Below are 17817 nucleotides of genomic sequence, written 5' to 3' on the forward strand. Positions count from 1 at the left end.
TACTATACACCAGTATAGTACATAGGTTCAATATTGATACTTTTATATAGAATAATTTTAAATCGTTACATTAAGACCTTAGAAATAAAAAGGTTTTAGAGATATATAAAATCAACAACATATAAATTACAGATGGATTCAATCTTGACAAATAAAATGATAGAAAATTCATACCATTTCAAAGTCATAACACTTGCCATTGTCTTAGGGCTGAGCGGTTGCACTTTACCAACCAATCAAAATAATGAGTGGAGTAATTATCCCTTGCAGACTAAAACAAAATGGGTAAACGACCCACAATCTGAGCTCAACATTGAACAAGGCCTAACGGCTGTTTTAGCTTTAGATGACGCATTTCTAAGCATTGCCTCTCGTATGCACTTAATTCGAAATGCAAAACATCAACTGGACCTCCAATATTATATTTGGAATGACGATATTATCGGCAACTTGATGTTGTATGAGTTACTCAAAGCAGCAGACCGAGGGGTGAAAATCCGCTTATTAATCGACGATCAAAATGGAACAAAACTTGATAAAACACTTGAAGCACTTTCTCAACATCCGAATTTAGAAATTCGTATTTTTAATCCATATAAATTCAGACATCTTCGTTTTATTGACTATATCTTTAGGCTCAATCAGATCAACCATCGTATGCACAATAAACTTACTATTACGGATTCATCGATTGCTGTTACTGGCGGTCGAAACATTAGTAGTGAGTATTTTGAAGCAAGTGATCAATTTCAGTTTAGTGATATGGATATCTTATTCTATGGATCTTCTGTAGATCATGCCGTGGAAATATTTAATGAATTTTGGAATAGTGATTTGAGTTATTCGACCGAACAACTCATTGGTAAAGGAACAAACCAACAACTCGAACAAATCAAACAGCACTATCAGGCATTAGATGAAAAAAATACATTAACAGAGAGTAAATTAGAGTCTGCTCAAGATTATTTGAAAATTCGACTTCAAAATTATCCTATTCAATGGGCCAAAGCACATTTCGTTGCGGATCACCCAAATAAAGCATCAGGAAAAGCAAAGGAACAAGATCTTTTGTATTCTCAAGTCTTAAAAATTATGGGGAAACCAGAACAACATATGGAGTTAGTCTCTGCGTATTTTGTACCTACCAAACGTGGGACAGAATACTTAAATCAACTCTCAAATAACGGCATCAAGGTTCGTGTATTAACCAATAGTTTAGTTGCTAATGATGTCGCCGTGGTTCATTCCTTTTATAGTCAATATCGAAAATCACTGTTGCAAAATGGTGTGCAACTTTATGAGTTCAAACCAAATATTGAACGTAAGAAAAGGACTTGGTATGAAGTCGCTACAGGTAGTGTCATTCCAGTCAAAGGTAAAAACCGATCAAGCTTACATGCAAAATTTTTTGATGTAGATGGTAAAGTTTTTATTGGCTCCTTTAACTTTGATCCACGATCGGCTCACTTAAATACTGAAGTAGGATTAGTTGTTGAATCTGATCATTTACAAAATCAAATCACCACACTTCTTGATGAACATATGCTACAAGTTGCCTATCAGCTCAAACTTGATACGGATGGCAATATTATCTGGTATGAACATAAAGAAAATGGCGAGATAATAAAGCATCACCATGATCCTGAAAGCACTAAGTTTCAGCGTTTTACTATGAACTTTGTGTCATATTTTCCAGTGGAATGGATGATGTAAATCAATATTGATAACTAGACTAATCCTATTTCCGTGAAGAACTGACGATAAGCATTTGCTTTTTTCTCTAGTGCTAGCGGATATGCCCGTGATGATGAAGGCAAACGATATAAACTTAATTCCCGATCCATATAATTGACTTGTACAGATTGCCCAATCATCGGTTTAGTGACTTGTTCAGGGAAATGCTGCATTAGCGTGTCAGTTGCCTTATCACCTGTCGTCATGATGGTGTGACACAGTGGAATTTGCTCTAGCAATTTTGATAAATCTGTGAGCGTGACGATTTCTAAAAATTTATCTGATGCATTACCTTGCAAGCGCTTCACTTGATAAGCAGTGTCAAATATTCCGACCCCAATTTGAGTTAAAAAGTCTCGAATGATTTGTTCTTTAAAGTTTTTATTGGGCAAATCTAAAAAGTAATCTTTATCCTCAAAGAAAATCAAACCAAATATCCGCCACATATCATTCTGATAATTCGGATAGTAAAAATCCATCTTCCATCGGCTTTGTGGCGGTGGAAAACTTCCAAGCATCAAAAGCTTTGCCTTTGATGGCAAAAATGGAACTAAAGGATGTGTCTCGATATCAATCATTTATACAAAACCAAAATTTAAGATATGTTACGTTGTCTTCGCTGATGGCTTTGATTTGATCTAATTATTAGCGTTCAGCTAAAAAAGAAAGCCCACTTATAGGGCTTTCTCATCTGTTATTTGAGCTTAAGTATTGAACTCTTGCATCGTCATTTCACCCAAATAACCAATTGATATAGCAAATAAGTTTTCCGGCTCAGAAGAAGGATCATTTTTCTTTAACCATTCAAGACCAATAACACCCAACTCATTCAATTTTGACTTAGAAACTGGTGGCAGAAGCTTCTCTAAAGGTAATTGGATACTAAAATTCCGTGTGTTGCTACCACTGCTTTTATCATTAAATGTATAGCCAATTAAATACCAATGATATTTTTGTTCAGACATTTCTTATTCTCAAGTTTAAATAGTTGAGATATTTTTATACCATAAAAAAAACAAATTCCTAGCCGAAAAACTTCTCATCTGTATATTTTTTGTCATATAAATGAAGGACACACAATTTTTTGCCCTTCATATAAAACATCCCTATAACCATGTTAACAAAGCTGGGTTCTTGGATTTGATAAATTGGTGCTCATTTACACTTAATAGTAGAAGTTCACCATTTACGAGTTTTAATGTAGTCACACTTGTATTTGCAATAGACCAACTCAAAGCGAAAGTTCGCTGTACACTTAACTCAAGTAATTTACCAATAATGACAGAAATAACCCCTCCAGAAGTGAATACAACAGCCTCTTGAGCTGGATTATTTGTGAGTTCTATACACAGATTTTTAAGTGCTGCTTCCACTCGAGTTTTAAATGTTGGCCAAGATTCATCATATTCATGATGAAATGCTTCATTTGTCCATCGAGCAATTGCCTCATCAAAGATCTGTGCTAAGTACGCCCTTGGATCTACTTCTTTAAAAGCGTCTTGCTTTAACAATTCTGGTTTTGCAAATCTTGGTTCATATAAAGAAAATACTTGTTGATGATTGAACTCGTTCCACAAGCCATCAACTTCATAACTGGCCTGAGGAAAACATTCTTTTAAAGAAATTTGTGTTGTTTGTTGATGACGCTTCATACTGCCCGAAATAATATAGGGTTGTTCAGTAAAAATATTTTTGAAATATTGACCTAAAAGTTGGGCCTGAGCTTCTCCATTCTTTGAAAGCTCATCGTAATTACTTTTACCAAATGAAGCTTGACCATGTCTGACTAAATAGATGGTGGTCATCAAACTACCCTAGTTTCTATACAGATTAAAAGAAATGTATTTTTATCATAGTCATTGAATTAATTTCAAAATTAAATCTTTTTAAATTGGTAAAACCTAAGTAAATTTTATAATTTACTTAGGCTATTTCAAATCAAAAAATAACTAAATCGACTGAAGCATCGAAATTAATGACTAAAATAATTAAATGGTAATTTTAAGTAACGGACACCATTTGCTTCTGGTGCAGGAAATCGACCAGCATCCATATTGATTTGTATAGAAGGTAATATAAGTTTTGGCATAGACAAAGTTGCATCACGCGCCTGCCTCATTTGGACAAAATCCTGCTTCGCTGTGAGTTTGTTTATATGAATATTTGTCTCTCTCTGCGTATGAATACTTGTTTCACAAATATAGTCATTTCTTCCTTTAGGTTTATAATCGTGACACAGAAAAACTCTCGTTTTATCTGGCAATTCATATAGCTTTTGGACCGAATCAAACAAAATATCTGCACTACCTTTCGGAAAATCACAACGAGCCGATCCATAATCTGGCATGAACAATGTATCACCAACAAAGACAGAATCACCAATCACGTAACTCAAACAAGCTGGGGTATGTCCTGGCGTAGGGATATTGTAAGCATCCAATTTGCCAATCATAAAATGTTCATGATCTTTAAAAAGATAATCAAAAGTTTGGTGTGAATTAAATGTCTTTACATCAAGATTGTATATAGAGATAAAGGTCTCTTGCACAATACTAATTTTTTCACTCATCGCAATCTTGCCACCTAAACGCTCTTTGAGATACTGAGATGCGGTCAAATGATCTGCATGGACATGTGTTTCTAGTATCCACTCTACTCGGAAATGATTTTTTTGAATATACTCAATAATTTCATCAGCATGTGTCGTTTTTGTTGAGGCAGAAGCTGGATCATAATCCAATACACTATCAATCACAGCACACACATTGGTCTCTGCATCACTAACTACATAGCTAAACGTATTTGTGTTTTCATCAAAAAAAGCTTTAACTTGAGGATGTTGCATTTAATCACTCCTATTTATTGTCGTTTAGCCCAAACATAATGCAAATATATGCCCAACAACATTGCTCCGATAAAATACCAAGCTTCTGAATAACCTAAACCTATTAATGTAATTGCTGGCGCTGGACATACTCCTGCAATGCCCCACCCCATACCAAACAACAATGCACCAATAATTAAATTTTTATCAATCTGGGAGTTTGTTGGTAGATTAATTTTTTCACCAAATAATGTTCTAGGATTTCGAATCGCCTTTTGAAATGGAATGATTGCAACCAGAATAGCACCAACCATTACAAACATTAAGCTAATATCCCAGTCACCAAAAATATCAAGAAATCCCAATACTTTTTCAGGATTAGACATTCCAGAAATCATTAAGCCAATAGCAAATAAGCTGCCAAATATAAAAGCAAACAAATTTTTCATATTACAGCCCCATTAAATGACGAATGATATATACGGTTGCTATACCTGCGGACATGAATGTAACTGTTGCAACAATTGACCTTATTGATAATCGACTGATCCCACAAATACCATGACCACTCGTACAACCAGAACCTAAACGTGTACCAAAACCAACCAAAAGCCCTGCTACAATTAACCCCAATGGTGATGATTTGATGATAATTTCAGGCTGAAGAAATAGTTGATAAACAAATGGAGTGAGCAATAATCCCAATAGAAACCATAATGCTGGACTATAAAAAAAAGCTTTAGGGTGCAGTAGCTGTGCCAGTAATCCGCTGATTCCAGCAATCCGCCCATTGACATACAAATAGCCAATAACAGAAATTCCAAGTATTCCGCCACCGATCAAAGCCATCAAGATGCTATGCATATTCCACCTCAAACAATATATGTTTTTATAATATATTATTACCAATAATAATATAAGGTGTTTTTCTATATTTCATGTAATTCTTATTTTAGATTACATCAATTTCATTTAAAAATTGATTTGGAAGCATCAAAAAGGAATTACTTCAAGTAGCACGTTGTGCATTTTGCACAATTGTATTAAAATAAGTGCATATACAACATGAGGGTTTGATCATGAGTGCATTATTAAAACAACCCGCAGATAAAAAAGTAGTTCTTGCAAAAGCAGTACTCAGTGCCGCTGAGCAACTTGATTTAAAGCAAGTACAACTTGCCGCCATTTTAGGTGTACATCGCACAGCGATTAGTCGATTGAAAAATAATCCTGAATTAGATCCCGCATCTAAACAAGGTGAGTTAGCATTGCTTCTTATTCGTTTATCACGCGCATTGTATGCACTAACTGGCGGAGACACGGATTGGATGCGTCATTTTTTGAACACACCAAATCGTGTTACAGGTGGTATTCCTGTTGAACAAATTGAAAGTATAAGTGGACTGGTTTCAGTTCTTCAATTTGTCGATGCGATTCGAGGTAAAGTATGACTGCCATTGAGCAAAATTTATGGCAAAGTTGTGAAGGAAACAAACAAGTCTCACCTTTATCAGGTACTTTATATCGTCTAGTTGAAAGCCAAGAACAAATTGCAACTAGGCAGTTGGTTGATACTTTAGAAGAACAAGCATTGCTCGAGGATATGTTAGAGTTAGTTAAACCACCATATCCTCCAAAGTCAGAGCATTTACATTACCTACTCAAAACACCATTTCGTTATCCACCGTTAAAATGGGGATCACGTTTCGGCCGTACTTTTGAACCCAGTATTTTTTATGGTGGGTGTAGTGTCAATGTGACATTGGCTGAATCAGCTTATTATCGCTTTGTATTCTGGCACTCAATGGATGGTGCACCAAAGAAAAAAACGATACGCACTGAGCATACTCTATTTTCAGTAGGCTATCACTGCCATAAGGGTATTCGTTTACAATCCCCTCCTTTTGACCAATATCTGGATCTAATTGCTCATCCTACAAATTATAGTTATGCACAACTATTAGGTACAGCAATGCGGAATGAAGGAATTGAGATCTTTGAGTATCCGTCAGCTCGAGCAAGTGATCATGCTACCTGTGTCGGATTATTCACCGCAGAGCATTTCAACCAGAATAGCCCTTTAGATCGAGAACAATGGTTCTGTGACATAGGTGCTGAAGAAGTTATATTTAAAGCAGTAGAAGGATCTGATATCGTTCGCTTTGAATTATCGCAGTTTTTACAACAAGGTATTTTTCCAATGCCTGCATAAAAGCACATAATAGAAAAAGGCCCCGAAATATCGGGGCACATATAAAGCTTAGCGTTGATTAACTTACTAAATCTTCAATTCCGATCAATTTAGGTAATTTCTCAATCAGTTTATTTAACTCAGCATTTGCTGGTGAAATGCACCCCATATAGTGACTTAAGTTCGTCACTGTACCATCTGGACTTTTCCAAGAAAAATATGCATTCGGCTGGTCTGTTGCAGTTTCTTCACATCCCGTAGTTTTAACATTCGCACCTGTTTCAGGACGGTAAGTTTTTAACTCTTGTTGTAATTTTTTATAAACAGAAGGATCAACTGTAAGATCTTGAGTTCCTGTTACTTTGGTATATTGCTTACCATCAAAGTGGACTGAACCATTAGGAGAAACTTCAACAGAATAAATAGGACAAGTACCGAAACATGGACTAGATGAATAGCGAATAGTTTCTTGTGCTGTTGTCTGTGGCTGTTGAGGAGTAGATGCACAACCAACCAGTGAGAAAGTAAAAAGTCCAGCAATTAATAATTTTTTCATTTATTGACCCATTATCAAGAATGTTGTTCAAATTTAACAAATTGTGAATTAATTGTCATTTATCTGTGTAGATAAATAATAAAATTCACATATTCTACTTAGGCTATTTCCAGTTCAAGAAAGCACCTAAATATTTGAGTTCTCTGCTTGAGATTTTAGAATAAGACGCGCAAGCTCTAAATCATCTTTATAAGTAATCTTAATGTTATCTGATCGACCTTGTACAACATGTACAGGCTGATTGATATATTCTAAAGCACTTGCCTCATCGGTAATAATCACTTGATTTGCCAAAGCTACTTCAATTGCATATTGTAAATCTTTGAGTTTTGCCATTTGTGGTGTTTGTGCTTGCCATAAGAACTCACGATTTACTGTTTTTTCTATTTGATTCTTAGTTTGAACTTGCTTTAAGGTGTCTCGAACAGGAATGGCTAAAATCGAGTTTGTATCAGTTTCAATTGCTGAACGTACAAGCTCTTGTAAACATATAGATGTGACGCATGGTCGCGCAGCATCATGTACAAGCACCCAATCATCTTCATCAGCAATATCGGATAAATATATGAGAGCATTCAATACTGAATGAACACGCTCTGAACCGCCCAAGCAAAAATGCATTTTGTCTTGACGTTGAAAGGATAATGTCTTGGCAAAAGTATCTTGCTCACCGATAGCGAGAACACAACCTGCTAAATCTAATGTATGAAGCCGGTTTACCGTGTGTTGAAGCACCGTTTGATTTTCGATAAATTGATATTGTTTTAATTCAGTTTTTGAAAAACGACTGCCAGAACCTGCTGCTGGTACAACCGCCCATAGCTTAGTTCTCATTGGTTGCTGTGTCTACTTTCGCATTTGGATCGATATATATTGGTTTATACTGGGTACTAATCGTACTCATTTGCACAAATGTTTCGTTAGGTTTAATCAAACCCAAATCTAAACGTGCATGTTCTTCAATCGCTTCACTTCCATTTTTTAAATCAAAAACTTCAGCCGCTAGAATACGATTGCGCTCTTTTAACTCAGTATTAATCTCTGCTTGTTGTTGGATCTGTTGAGTTAATGCTTGATGAGGGACATAGCCTCCCTCACCTAGCCAAAATCGATACTGTAAACTTGCGATCAAAACAACCGCCAGTAATAAAATCAACTTACTTGAAGTAGATTGAAAAACATCTAACATTGAAAACTCCCTACATCCTTCTTTTTAAAGGAAGATCTGTCACGAATTTTATCGGATTATTAATTCGTGAAGTTTCTCTCTTTTGTAAAGAAAGTTCATCAGGAGAATTCAACATAGATACACGTTACCTTAGTTTAGACCTTTAAATTCAGCCTTACCACGGTAAGCCGCTTTGGTTAATTCTTCAATACGAAGCAATTGGTTATATTTTGCTACACGGTCAGAACGACAAAGTGAACCCGTCTTGATTTGACCAGCTGCAGTACCCACTGCCAAGTCAGCAATTGTTGAATCTTCAGTTTCACCAGAACGGTGAGAAATTACTGTCGAGTAACCATTTGCTTTTGCAAGATAGATTGCATCTAAAGTTTCAGTCAACGTACCGATTTGGTTGTATTTGATCAAAATAGAGTTACCTACTTTCTCATCAATACCACGTTGTAAAATCTTAGGGTTTGTAACGAACAAATCATCACCAACCAATTGGATCTTATCACCAAGGATTGATGTTAAGTAACTCCAACCTTCCCAGTCAGATTCATCTAAACCATCTTCAATTGAGATAATTGGATACTGGTTTACAAGACCTGCAAGATAATCCGCAAACTGGTTGCTTGTAAATGCACGATTGCCTTCGCCTTCTAAAACGTATTGACCGTTTTTGTAGAATTCTGAAGATGCACAGTCCAATGCAAGCATCATGTCTGAACCAGCTTTGTAACCTGTTTGTTCAATTGCTTGAAGGATTACAGTAATCGCTTCTTCATTAGAACGTAAGTTAGGCGCAAAACCACCTTCATCACCAACTGCTGTATTTAAACCTTGTTTCTTTAAAACTGATTTTAAAGAATGGAATACTTCAGCACCAGCACGTAACGCTTCAGAGAATGAAGTGAAGCCAACAGGCTCAATCATAAACTCTTGAATATCAACAGTGTTGTCCGCATGTTCGCCACCGTTGAGGATGTTCATCATCGGTACAGGCATGGTTAAAATTGTTTGACCACGAAGATCCGCGATGTATTGGAAAAGAGGAAGTTTCTTTTCTTCAGCAGCAGCACGTGCAGCGGCCAATGAAACAGCCAAAGTTGCGTTAGCACCTAATTTTTCTTTGTTTTCAGTACCATCAAGCGCGATCATTGTGTTATCAATGTCTTTTTGCTCAAAAACTGACTTACCCAACAAAGCATCACGAATCAATGTGTTAACGTTGTTAACTGCTGTACGTACACCTTTACCTAAGTAACGTGATTTATCACCGTCACGAAGTTCTAAAGCTTCACGAGAACCAGTTGAAGCACCAGATGGTGCACATGCACGACCAACAACCCCAGATTCTAAAATTACGTCTGCTTCGATGGTTGGGTTACCACGAGAGTCCAAAATTTCGCGTGCACGAATATCAACGATTTGGCTCATGAACAATTCCTCTGTTGAATGAATATTAAATTAAACCTTGATTTACATTGAGAACCCCCTTGTTAGAGGAACTCAAAGGGGAAAAACCGGCTTAATGTGTATCTAACTTTTTGAATCCTTTAACCAAAGTATCCAATTCTTTTAATTGCGCCAAGAATGGCTCAAGTTGTGATAAACGCAAAGCACATGGTCCATCACATTTCGCTTTTTCAGGATCAGGATGTGCTTCTAAAAACAAACCAGCTAAACCTGTTGCCATACCTGCACGTGCTAAAGTCGTAATTTGAGCACGGCGACCACCTGCAGAATCAGCTCGACCACCAGGTGTCTGCAATGCATGTGTTACATCGAAGAATACTGGAACATTCATTTCTTTCATGATGTCAAAGCCAAGCATATCTACAACTAAGTTGTTATAACCAAATGCCGAACCACGTTCACAAAGAATGAGTTTGTCATTTCCAGCTTCTAAGCACTTATGCAAAATATGACGCATTTCATGAGGTGCAAGGAACTGTGCTTTCTTGATATTGATAATGGCTTGAGTTTTTGCCATTGCTTCAACAAGATCAGTCTGACGACTTAAAAATGCGGGTAGCTGAATAATATCTGCAACTTCAGCGACAGGTGCTGCCTGATATGGCTCGTGAACATCTGTGATAATCGGAACATTAAATTGTTTTTTAATGTCAGCAAGCCACTCAATGCCTTTTTCTAAACCAGGTCCACGAAAAGAGTTCAAGCTCGAACGATTTGCTTTATCAAAACTCGCTTTGAACACATATGGAATATCTAGGCGTTTGCAAATATCAATATAAGTTTCAGCAATTTCAAATGCTAAATCTTTGGACTCTAGTACGTTCATTCCGCCAAATAATACAAATGGCAAATGATTTGCCATTTGTATATCGCCTAAACGTACAACCTCTTGTGCTTTTAATTGTGACATTTAAACTTTCCCAGTTTATTTAAGCCTACATTACTTACTATTTTGATGCTGTTTTTTCGCAGCATCGATAAAGCTAGCAAATAATGGATGTCCATCACGTGGTGAACTTGTAAATTCTGGATGGAATTGTACAGCAATAAACCAAGGATGTTCAGGAATTTCTACAGTTTCAACTAAATGTTGCGCTGAAGAGTAACCAGAAATCTTCATCCCTGCTTCTTCAATCGCATCAATAAAACGGTTATTCATCTCATAGCGATGGCGATGGCGCTCAGTAATTTCTGCTTTACCATATACTTCACGAGTCTTAGTGCCTTCAACCAATTCAGATTTTTGTGCACCTAGACGCATGGTGCCGCCTAAATCAGATTCAAGACTACGTTGCTGTAATTCGCCACGCTCATCTAACCATTCAGTAATTAAACCGATGAGAGGATACTTAGTTGAACGATTAAACTCTGTTGAACTTGCCTCTGGCATAGCAGCAACATGACGAGCGAACTCGATAACTGCCAACTGCATTCCTAAACAAATACCCAAGAAAGGAATATTGTTCTCACGTGCATATTGAATTGCTTTCATTTTGCCTTCAGTACCACGCTCACCAAAGCCGCCTGGAACCAGAATCGCATCAGCAGCATTTAAAACACTGATGTCTTGCTGCTCAAGATCTTCAGCATTGACATAATCAATCTGAACTTTAACGCGATTTTGAATACCTGCATGTAAAAGCGCTTCGTTTACAGATTTATATGCATCTGGTAACTCAACATACTTACCGACCATTGCAACACGGACTGTGTATTCAGGATTGAGTAATGCTTCTACTACATTGTCCCAATCTTCTAGATTTGCTTCAGGAAGATCATTAAAGCCGAAACGTTCGCAGATCAAATCATCCACGTTTTGCTCATAGAAAGTACGTGGAATTTGGTAAATTGTTTTTGCATCTTTACATACAACAACTGCACGTGCCTCTACATTCGTAAACAATGCAATTTTACGCTTTGTATCAACATCAACATCGTATTCAGTACGACAGATCAAGATATCTGGTTGAATACCGATTGAAAGAAGTTCTTTAACTGAGTGCTGAGTAGGCTTAGTTTTAAGCTCAGCAGCAGATTTAATATATGGCAATAAGGTCAAGTGCATAAGCATGGTACGCTTATGACCAAGCTCAACCATTAACTGACGTACTGATTCCATAAATGGAAGTGATTCGATATCACCTACAGTACCGCCAATTTCTACAATGGCAACATCATAGCCTTCGCCAGCACGCAATACGCGTTCTTTGATGTTGTCTGTGATATGTGGAATAACTTGAACCGTACCACCTAAATAATCACCACGACGCTCTTTATTCAAAACATCCTGATAAACACGACCACTTGTAAAGTTATTCAACTTGGTCATTTTTGCACGACGTAGGAAACGTTCGTAATATCCCAAATCTAAGTCAGTTTCAGCACCATCCTCTGTGACAAAAACTTCACCATGCTGAAATGGGCTCATGGTGCCTGGATCGACATTGATATATGGATCCATTTTTACCATAGTGACTTTCAAGCCACGAGCTTCCAAAAGTGCAGCAACAGAAGCAGCAGAAATACCTTTACCTAGTGATGAAACCACACCACCAGTGACAAAAATAAAATGGGTCATTGAGTTTCTCGTACAATCGAGCCGAAATCGGCCTACAATGTTGGGCAATTTTACTGTACTCTGCCCCTATAAAGCAAAGTCAAACCGCATCAATTCAAAGAACTATAAACAACTGACTATTCTATCAGCATTTTCGATAAAAATTTACGGGATTTGTGGAGATTTAATACATAAATTGCTTTGGTTATTCCTAAATTTGGTTTCTGTCTTCAAAAATTATGCATATACGTGGTTCGAACCCACCAACTAATAAGCTTATCAGTGCAAGCATTTATAAAATATCAACAAACTCAGCTAGTATCAGTGATATTTTCAGATAATTTTGCTGTTATAATCGCAACGTCTTTATTTAATATGTTGTTTTAGCAATGGCAAATAAAAAACTTTTAATTTGTGCAGCAATCGCCACAGGTCTTTTATTGACAGCTTGTGTGAAAAAAGAAGAACCTAAAAATGAAGAGCAACAGTCTGAGCAATCGACTGAAACACAAATCACTGAACAGCAACCTGAGTCAGTAGAAACCAATCAACAGTTTGAAACACTAGAAAGTGTGGACACTGAAGAAGCTCCTGCACCTTCAGTTGAGACGATGCGAGAGGAAACAGAGAATACAACGACCGAAATTCGTCGTGAAACTCGTCCTGCTCAACCTCAAAACAATAGCACACCGACTGAAACCTCACGTACTGAATCATCAGCTAGACCTGCTCAAACTGAACCAAGTGCCCCTAGAACTGAGCAGCCTAAAGCGCCAAAACCTAGCGGTCCTAGCCAGTCTGAAGAAGATGCTGTTGCTGCTGCAATTGCTGCTGCGACCCCAGCTCTTAACAACTAATATGTTGTATAGCGTTAAAACCAAATGTTATGCGCCGCTTTAATTGCGGCGCATATTTTTTGTGCAGCTGATTATGAATAGTTTTTGAAAAAATCAGCCATTAAACGTGAAGCCCAAGATTTAACACTTAGACTTTCATAAAAGCCACAGTGACTTCCCTTCTTCGTCGTAATAACAACAATATTTTCCATTTGTTTAATTGTATCTTTATAAGGTTCCAAATTTTTAATGGAACATACAGGATCATCTTCAGCATTCAAAATCATCAATGGAATTTTGATATTCTGAAATACATAAATCGGATTAATGGCCTTGCAATAACTCTGATAATCCTGATACCCAGCCATTTCAAAATATGCTTTCTCAAACTCTTCTAGACTTGTTGTCGCCAACACTTTCTCTAGTGATGGAACTCGACTCCAAATATTCTTATATGGCTCAATAAAGTGTTTGAATAATTTTTTTGTCATTACCTTACTATAAAAAGGATGGACATTTTTAAATCCTATTTCAGTGTCATAGCCTGGGCACATCGCAAAAGCAGCTTTAAAAGGCGTATTTTCTGCTTGCTCGCCAAGATGACGTACTAACAAGCCAGTACCAGCAGAGGAACCAACCGCATACAAATCTGACTTTGGAAATAGTTTTTGGATATGATCCAACTGCTCTTTAAGATCACTGGTTGAACCAAACAAAGAAATCTGTGGAACTGGCATTGGTAAACCTGCATGACCTCGACGCAGACACAACGCGATTCGCCAACCCGTATATTCGTGTAAATCCTTAACCAATTCACGCATACTCTCAGGTGTACCTGTAATCGTATGCATCATAACAACTGTTGGCGTGTCTTTAGGAAGATTAAAACCATACCATGCAATTGCAGTAATACCACCATCATGCATAGTGAGTTGATCAATTCGATCATATTCAAGCTTGACTGTTTTCTTTCTAATCACGTCAAAATATAAAAGGTGAACATGTGTATTGCTCAACCAAGGTGTTGGGCGATATTTTCGTTTTAATTGAGGTAATTTTTCTAAAACATCTTTAATTTTCCCTTGCGGGTGATAGTACATTTTTGGAAGTTCTGCACCTAATGCAAAATCAAATAATTCCGAACCTAGAACTTTAAGTTTATTTAGAGTGGATATGCCCATAATTTCATTCCTCCCTCTATGTTAGGGGTTAAACGATTGCCGCACTATATCTGCGACTTGTTTCCCCCAAATTGCATAAATTTCACGACTTGGATGAAAACCATCTGCTGCCATTGATATGTTTAATGCCTGAAAAACCTCGATGTCATATGAAATAAATCTAAATTGTTGTTGTGAAGCTAACCATTGTTGTAAGGTGTTATTCATCTGTTCTGCGTATCTTCCAAACAACCATGCTAAAGGTTGAGGTAATGCTGGAAAATGCTGCATCGGTGGTACTCCTGATACAATAACCAATTTTGGCCGAAAACGGTTTTGTATTTGAGTAAATAATTGTTTTTGTTGTTTTATCCATGTACCTAGAGATGTCAATTTAGTGATATCATTAACACCTATTGACGTTACAATTACATCATAATCACGCTCATCTATCTCAACTATTGCTTCACACACTTGTTGGGTTGTAAGCCCCGTTCTAGCATGCAATCTCCATTTCAATGTATAGTCATTTTTGAGCTCAGAAATAATCGCACCTGATAATGCTTCTTCCTGCCTCTCTACGCCAACACCTGCTGCCGCTGAATCACCCAATATAAGTAAAGACAGTGGTTTTCCCTCGCCCACAAGCCCATCTCTATCACCCTGTGGTTCAGGTAATAATGGCGTTCGTTTACGTACGATCATGCCTTGAGTAATCAAAACAGGTAATAAAACAATAGTTGATAAGTTTAGCCACATTTTAATAGTCTCAATATTACTTAGGCTATTTTATTTTGATGAATTTGATTGATACTGAGCAAATCTTGCACCCATCTGTTCAGCCAATACAGCTAAACCACTCATTGGTCGAATCATTACTTCAAAGTCAATGATTTTACCTTGTGCGTTAAACCGAATCATATCAATACCTTTAAGCGATTTCCCACTTACATCGGCACTAAATTCCAACACTACATTTGCACCATCTTCCGTATAAAATTCACGGTGATAAGTAAAGTTTTCAAAAACCTGTATCACATTGGTCAAAATAAAGAAAACCACTTGTTTCCCCTCATAAGGCTTATAAGCAACAGGAGAACGAAACACGACATCTTCAGCCAATAAATCATTTAAATTTGCGAGGTCACCAGTGTTAATCATCTGATGCCATTTTTCTAAAGCTCGCTTGGTTGTATCAATTGTCATTGTTTTTTCCTTATCATTAGACTCATAAAATTAGAGACATTCCTAACAAAAGAGAATGTCTCATTGTTTTATTTATAGCACTGCCGCGAGTTCAGCACCTTGGCGAATTGCACGTTTGGCATCCAACTCACCTGCTTCTTTTGCCCCACCAATCAAATGCACATTTTTACCATCAGCTTTGAGTTGATCGTACATCGCTGTATACGATTCCTGACCAGCACAAATCACGACATTATCGACTTCAAGTACGATTTGATGATCATTCACAGTTATATGCAAACCTTGATCATCCACTTTGTCATAGCTTGCCCCTGCTACCATTTTGACGTCACGATGTTTTAGACCTGTTCTATGAATCCAACCTGTGGTTTTACCCAATCCTGAACCAACAGCAGCTGTTTTACGCTGCAATAGATAAATCTCACGTTCAGATTTCTCTAATTCAGGTTGCTTTAAACCACCAACATTTTCATATGAGGTATCAATTCCCCACTCTGCATAGAATTTTTCTGGATTTAAGCTTCCACTTTCACCTTCATGACTTAAATATTCAGCCGTATCAAATCCAATACCGCCTGCGCCAATGATTGCTACACGCTTACCCACAGGTACACGCTCTTTCAATACTTGCAAATAACTTAAGACTTTTGGATGGTTGATCCCTTCAAACTGTAGTTGACGAGGCGTGACACCCGTAGCCACGACGATCTCATCATAATCAGCTTGACTCAATTCCTCATAGGTCACGGTGTGATTGAGGACTAGTTCGATATTTGGCTGCAACTCGATTTGGCGTTTAAAATAACGCAAGGTTTCATAAAACTCTTCTTTCCCAGGAATGGTTTTGGCAATATTAAATTGTCCACCAATTTGATCACCTGAATCAAAAACCTTTACTTTATGACCACGACTCGCAGCATAAACTGCAAAACTCAATCCAGCTGGTCCAGCACCAATTACTGCGATATTTTTTTCAACATTCGCTTCTTTAAATATAAGCTCTGTTTCATAACATGCGCGTGGATTAACCAGACAAGTAGCCACTGTCATAGAAAAAATATGATCTAAACACGCTTGGTTACACCCAATACAAGTATTAATCTCATCACTACGACCCTGACTCGCTTTAAGAACAAACTCTGCATCTGCCAACATCGGACGTGCCATAGAAATCATATCTGCATGACCAGAAGCCAATACGTATTCTGCCATTTCAGGCGTATTAATCCGATTCGATGTAATTAATGGAATAGAAACAGAACCTTTTAATTTTTCTGTGACCCATGTAAATGCTGCGCGTGGCACTTTAGTTGCGATCGTTGGAATACGAGCTTCATGCCAGCCTATGCCTGTATTAATAATTGTTGCACCAGCTTGTTCTATTGCTTTCGCAAGCTGTATCACTTCTTCTAGACTTGAACCGCCCTCAACTAAATCCAACATTGAAAGACGATAAATGATAATAAAATTTTCCCCGACCAAATCTCGCGTACGCTTCACAATCTCAATTGGAAAACGAATACGATTTTCGTAGCTACCACCCCATTCATCATCACGATGATTGGTACGTGCTGCAATGAACTCATTGATCAAGTAACCTTCTGAGCCCATAATTTCAACACCATCGTACCCAGCATATTGGGCCAGTTTTGCACAATTAGCAAAATCATCAATAGTCTGCTGGACTTCAGCAGAACTTAACGCTTTTGGCTTAACTGGATTGATAGGCGCTTGAATTGCTGATGGTGCAACATTATTTGCTTGATACGAATAACGACCCGTATGAAGAATCTGCATTGCAATCTTACCACCAGCATCATGCACTGCTTGAGTAACAACTTTATGCTTTTCTGCCTCTTCGATACTATCCAATTTAGTGCCATGTGCAAAAACAACACCATCATCATTAGGAGAAACACCTCCAGTAACGATTAAACCAACGTCACCTCTAGCACGCTCTGCATAAAAAGCCGCCATGCGCTCGTAACCTTGCGGTGCTTCTTCTAAACCAATGTGCATAGACCCCATAAGCACACGGTTTTTTAAAGTGGTAAAACCTAAATCTAATGGCTCTAATAAATGTGGATAAGCCGACATGTGTTCTCC

General features: G+C 37.5%; 20 protein-coding genes. 4 read left to right on the forward strand and 16 right to left on the reverse strand.

Annotated elements, in window-relative coordinates:
* Positions 1 to 156: 156 nt before the first annotated feature.
* Positions 157 to 1713 (forward strand): phospholipase D family protein, encoded by a 1557-nt coding sequence (locus AAC851_RS01760; RefSeq protein ID WP_340600416.1) that lies wholly within the window; start codon positions 157 to 159, stop codon positions 1711 to 1713.
* 14 nt (positions 1714 to 1727) lie between these two features.
* Here the strand turns inward: AAC851_RS01760 and AAC851_RS01765 are convergent, their stop codons facing one another.
* The 6 genes from AAC851_RS01765 to AAC851_RS01790 all read right to left on the reverse strand — a co-directional run bounded on the left by AAC851_RS01765 (position 1728) and on the right by AAC851_RS01790 (position 5422).
* A complete protein-coding gene (locus AAC851_RS01765) occupies positions 1728 to 2312 on the reverse strand; it encodes a uracil-DNA glycosylase family protein (RefSeq protein ID WP_075315622.1) in 585 nt (194 codons plus the stop codon).
* A 126-nt stretch (positions 2313 to 2438) separates the two neighbouring features.
* Positions 2439 to 2699, reverse strand: a complete 261-nt coding sequence (locus AAC851_RS01770) for a hypothetical protein (RefSeq protein ID WP_005080592.1) — start codon at positions 2697 to 2699, stop codon at positions 2439 to 2441.
* A gap of 141 nt (positions 2700 to 2840) precedes the next feature.
* Positions 2841 to 3539, reverse strand: coding sequence for a histidine phosphatase family protein (locus tag AAC851_RS01775; protein ID WP_075315623.1), 699 nt, complete (start codon positions 3537 to 3539; stop codon positions 2841 to 2843).
* A 167-nt stretch (positions 3540 to 3706) separates the two neighbouring features.
* Positions 3707 to 4579, reverse strand: a complete 873-nt coding sequence (locus AAC851_RS01780) for an MBL fold metallo-hydrolase (RefSeq protein ID WP_075315624.1) — start codon at positions 4577 to 4579, stop codon at positions 3707 to 3709.
* Positions 4580 to 4593: 14 nt separating this feature from the next.
* Positions 4594 to 5007 carry a DUF6691 family protein gene (locus AAC851_RS01785; protein WP_005090445.1) on the reverse strand — a complete coding sequence of 138 codons (414 nt, stop codon included), beginning with the start codon at positions 5005 to 5007 and terminating at the stop codon, positions 4594 to 4596.
* Position 5008: 1 nt separating this feature from the next.
* A complete protein-coding gene (locus AAC851_RS01790) occupies positions 5009 to 5422 on the reverse strand; it encodes a YeeE/YedE family protein (protein WP_075315625.1) in 414 nt (137 codons plus the stop codon).
* Between the two features lie 215 nt (positions 5423 to 5637).
* Here AAC851_RS01790 and AAC851_RS01795 point away from each other — a divergent pair, with 215 nt between their 5' ends.
* Together AAC851_RS01795 and AAC851_RS01800 are read left to right on the forward strand one after the other, a co-directional pair.
* Complete coding sequence (locus tag AAC851_RS01795) at positions 5638 to 6009, forward strand: MbcA/ParS/Xre antitoxin family protein (protein WP_004639219.1); 372 nt, start codon at positions 5638 to 5640, stop codon at positions 6007 to 6009.
* Positions 6006 to 6770 carry an RES family NAD+ phosphorylase gene (locus tag AAC851_RS01800; RefSeq protein WP_160127108.1) on the forward strand — a complete coding sequence of 255 codons (765 nt, stop codon included), beginning with the start codon at positions 6006 to 6008 and terminating at the stop codon, positions 6768 to 6770. The genes AAC851_RS01795 and AAC851_RS01800 overlap by 4 nt, the downstream gene beginning before the upstream one ends.
* Before the next feature lie 58 nt (positions 6771 to 6828).
* On the opposite strand, the gene AAC851_RS01805 is transcribed toward AAC851_RS01800, so the two are convergent.
* From AAC851_RS01805 to AAC851_RS01830, 6 genes are all read right to left on the reverse strand, one after another.
* On the reverse strand, positions 6829 to 7305 hold the full coding sequence (locus AAC851_RS01805) for a DUF6438 domain-containing protein (RefSeq protein ID WP_005090442.1): 477 nt from the start codon (positions 7303 to 7305) through the stop codon (positions 6829 to 6831).
* A 126-nt stretch (positions 7306 to 7431) separates the two neighbouring features.
* Positions 7432 to 8139, reverse strand: coding sequence for a 2-C-methyl-D-erythritol 4-phosphate cytidylyltransferase (gene ispD, locus AAC851_RS01810; RefSeq protein ID WP_017396078.1), 708 nt, complete (start codon positions 8137 to 8139; stop codon positions 7432 to 7434).
* On the reverse strand, positions 8129 to 8494 hold the full coding sequence (gene ftsB, locus AAC851_RS01815; RefSeq protein ID WP_004639223.1) for a cell division protein FtsB: 366 nt from the start codon (positions 8492 to 8494) through the stop codon (positions 8129 to 8131). Before ftsB ends, ispD begins: the two co-directional genes overlap by 11 nt.
* Positions 8495 to 8623: 129 nt before the next feature.
* Positions 8624 to 9913 carry a phosphopyruvate hydratase gene (gene eno, locus AAC851_RS01820; RefSeq protein ID WP_004639224.1) on the reverse strand — a complete coding sequence of 430 codons (1290 nt, stop codon included), beginning with the start codon at positions 9911 to 9913 and terminating at the stop codon, positions 8624 to 8626.
* A gap of 91 nt (positions 9914 to 10004) precedes the next feature.
* Positions 10005 to 10862: a 3-deoxy-8-phosphooctulonate synthase gene (gene kdsA / locus AAC851_RS01825; RefSeq protein ID WP_004639225.1), complete on the reverse strand. Its 858-nt coding sequence runs from the start codon at positions 10860 to 10862 to the stop codon at positions 10005 to 10007.
* Between the two features lie 30 nt (positions 10863 to 10892).
* Positions 10893 to 12530, reverse strand: a complete 1638-nt coding sequence (locus AAC851_RS01830) for a CTP synthase (RefSeq protein ID WP_004639226.1) — start codon at positions 12528 to 12530, stop codon at positions 10893 to 10895.
* Positions 12531 to 12898: 368 nt separating this feature from the next.
* Here AAC851_RS01830 and AAC851_RS01835 point away from each other — a divergent pair, with 368 nt between their 5' ends.
* Positions 12899 to 13366 carry a hypothetical protein gene (locus tag AAC851_RS01835; RefSeq protein WP_005090440.1) on the forward strand — a complete coding sequence of 156 codons (468 nt, stop codon included), beginning with the start codon at positions 12899 to 12901 and terminating at the stop codon, positions 13364 to 13366.
* A gap of 71 nt (positions 13367 to 13437) precedes the next feature.
* Here AAC851_RS01835 and AAC851_RS01840 read toward each other — a convergent pair whose 3' ends face one another.
* The 4 genes from AAC851_RS01840 to AAC851_RS01855 form a co-directional block, all read right to left on the reverse strand.
* Complete coding sequence (locus tag AAC851_RS01840) at positions 13438 to 14526, reverse strand: YheT family hydrolase (protein WP_005090439.1); 1089 nt, start codon at positions 14524 to 14526, stop codon at positions 13438 to 13440.
* Between the two features lie 21 nt (positions 14527 to 14547).
* Positions 14548 to 15264: an SGNH/GDSL hydrolase family protein gene (locus AAC851_RS01845; protein WP_005080569.1), complete on the reverse strand. Its 717-nt coding sequence runs from the start codon at positions 15262 to 15264 to the stop codon at positions 14548 to 14550.
* 30 nt (positions 15265 to 15294) lie between these two features.
* Entirely contained in the window at positions 15295 to 15711 is a 417-nt protein-coding gene (locus AAC851_RS01850) for a nuclear transport factor 2 family protein (RefSeq protein WP_005080566.1), read from the reverse strand.
* A 72-nt stretch (positions 15712 to 15783) separates the two neighbouring features.
* On the reverse strand, positions 15784 to 17808 hold the full coding sequence (locus AAC851_RS01855) for an NADPH-dependent 2,4-dienoyl-CoA reductase (protein WP_005090438.1): 2025 nt from the start codon (positions 17806 to 17808) through the stop codon (positions 15784 to 15786).
* Positions 17809 to 17817 lie beyond the last annotated feature (9 nt).

The sequence above is a fragment of the Acinetobacter sp. HZNU-JH01 genome, assembly GCF_037996845.1.
GTDB lineage: Bacteria > Pseudomonadota > Gammaproteobacteria > Pseudomonadales > Moraxellaceae > Acinetobacter > Acinetobacter haemolyticus.

Bases quoted from the DNA above. Each gene is read 5' to 3' on its own strand.
- AAC851_RS01805 (WP_005090442.1), bottom strand. From the start codon at position 7,305: ATGAAAAAATTATTAATTGCTGGACTTTTTACTTTCTCACTGGTTGGT.
- AAC851_RS01765 (WP_075315622.1), bottom strand. From the start codon at position 2,312: ATGATTGATATCGAGACACATCCTTTAGTTCCATTTTTGCCATCAAAG.
- AAC851_RS01790 (WP_075315625.1), bottom strand. From the start codon at position 5,422: ATGCATAGCATCTTGATGGCTTTGATCGGTGGCGGAATACTTGGAATT.
- AAC851_RS01760 (WP_340600416.1), top strand. From the start codon at position 157: ATGATAGAAAATTCATACCATTTCAAAGTCATAACACTTGCCATTGTC.
- AAC851_RS01800 (WP_160127108.1), top strand. From the start codon at position 6,006: ATGACTGCCATTGAGCAAAATTTATGGCAAAGTTGTGAAGGAAACAAA.
- AAC851_RS01770 (WP_005080592.1), bottom strand. From the start codon at position 2,699: ATGTCTGAACAAAAATATCATTGGTATTTAATTGGCTATACATTTAAT.
- AAC851_RS01775 (WP_075315623.1), bottom strand. From the start codon at position 3,539: ATGACCACCATCTATTTAGTCAGACATGGTCAAGCTTCATTTGGTAAA.
- eno (WP_004639224.1), bottom strand. From the start codon at position 9,913: ATGAGCCAAATCGTTGATATTCGTGCACGCGAAATTTTGGACTCTCGT.
- kdsA (WP_004639225.1), bottom strand. From the start codon at position 10,862: ATGTCACAATTAAAAGCACAAGAGGTTGTACGTTTAGGCGATATACAA.
- AAC851_RS01855 (WP_005090438.1), bottom strand. From the start codon at position 17,808: ATGTCGGCTTATCCACATTTATTAGAGCCATTAGATTTAGGTTTTACC.
- ispD (WP_017396078.1), bottom strand. From the start codon at position 8,139: ATGAGAACTAAGCTATGGGCGGTTGTACCAGCAGCAGGTTCTGGCAGT.
- ftsB (WP_004639223.1), bottom strand. From the start codon at position 8,494: ATGTTAGATGTTTTTCAATCTACTTCAAGTAAGTTGATTTTATTACTG.
- AAC851_RS01780 (WP_075315624.1), bottom strand. From the start codon at position 4,579: ATGCAACATCCTCAAGTTAAAGCTTTTTTTGATGAAAACACAAATACG.
- AAC851_RS01795 (WP_004639219.1), top strand. From the start codon at position 5,638: ATGAGTGCATTATTAAAACAACCCGCAGATAAAAAAGTAGTTCTTGCA.
- AAC851_RS01840 (WP_005090439.1), bottom strand. From the start codon at position 14,526: ATGGGCATATCCACTCTAAATAAACTTAAAGTTCTAGGTTCGGAATTA.
- AAC851_RS01845 (WP_005080569.1), bottom strand. From the start codon at position 15,264: ATGTGGCTAAACTTATCAACTATTGTTTTATTACCTGTTTTGATTACT.
- AAC851_RS01785 (WP_005090445.1), bottom strand. From the start codon at position 5,007: ATGAAAAATTTGTTTGCTTTTATATTTGGCAGCTTATTTGCTATTGGC.
- AAC851_RS01835 (WP_005090440.1), top strand. From the start codon at position 12,899: ATGGCAAATAAAAAACTTTTAATTTGTGCAGCAATCGCCACAGGTCTT.
- AAC851_RS01850 (WP_005080566.1), bottom strand. From the start codon at position 15,711: ATGACAATTGATACAACCAAGCGAGCTTTAGAAAAATGGCATCAGATG.
- AAC851_RS01830 (WP_004639226.1), bottom strand. From the start codon at position 12,530: ATGACCCATTTTATTTTTGTCACTGGTGGTGTGGTTTCATCACTAGGT.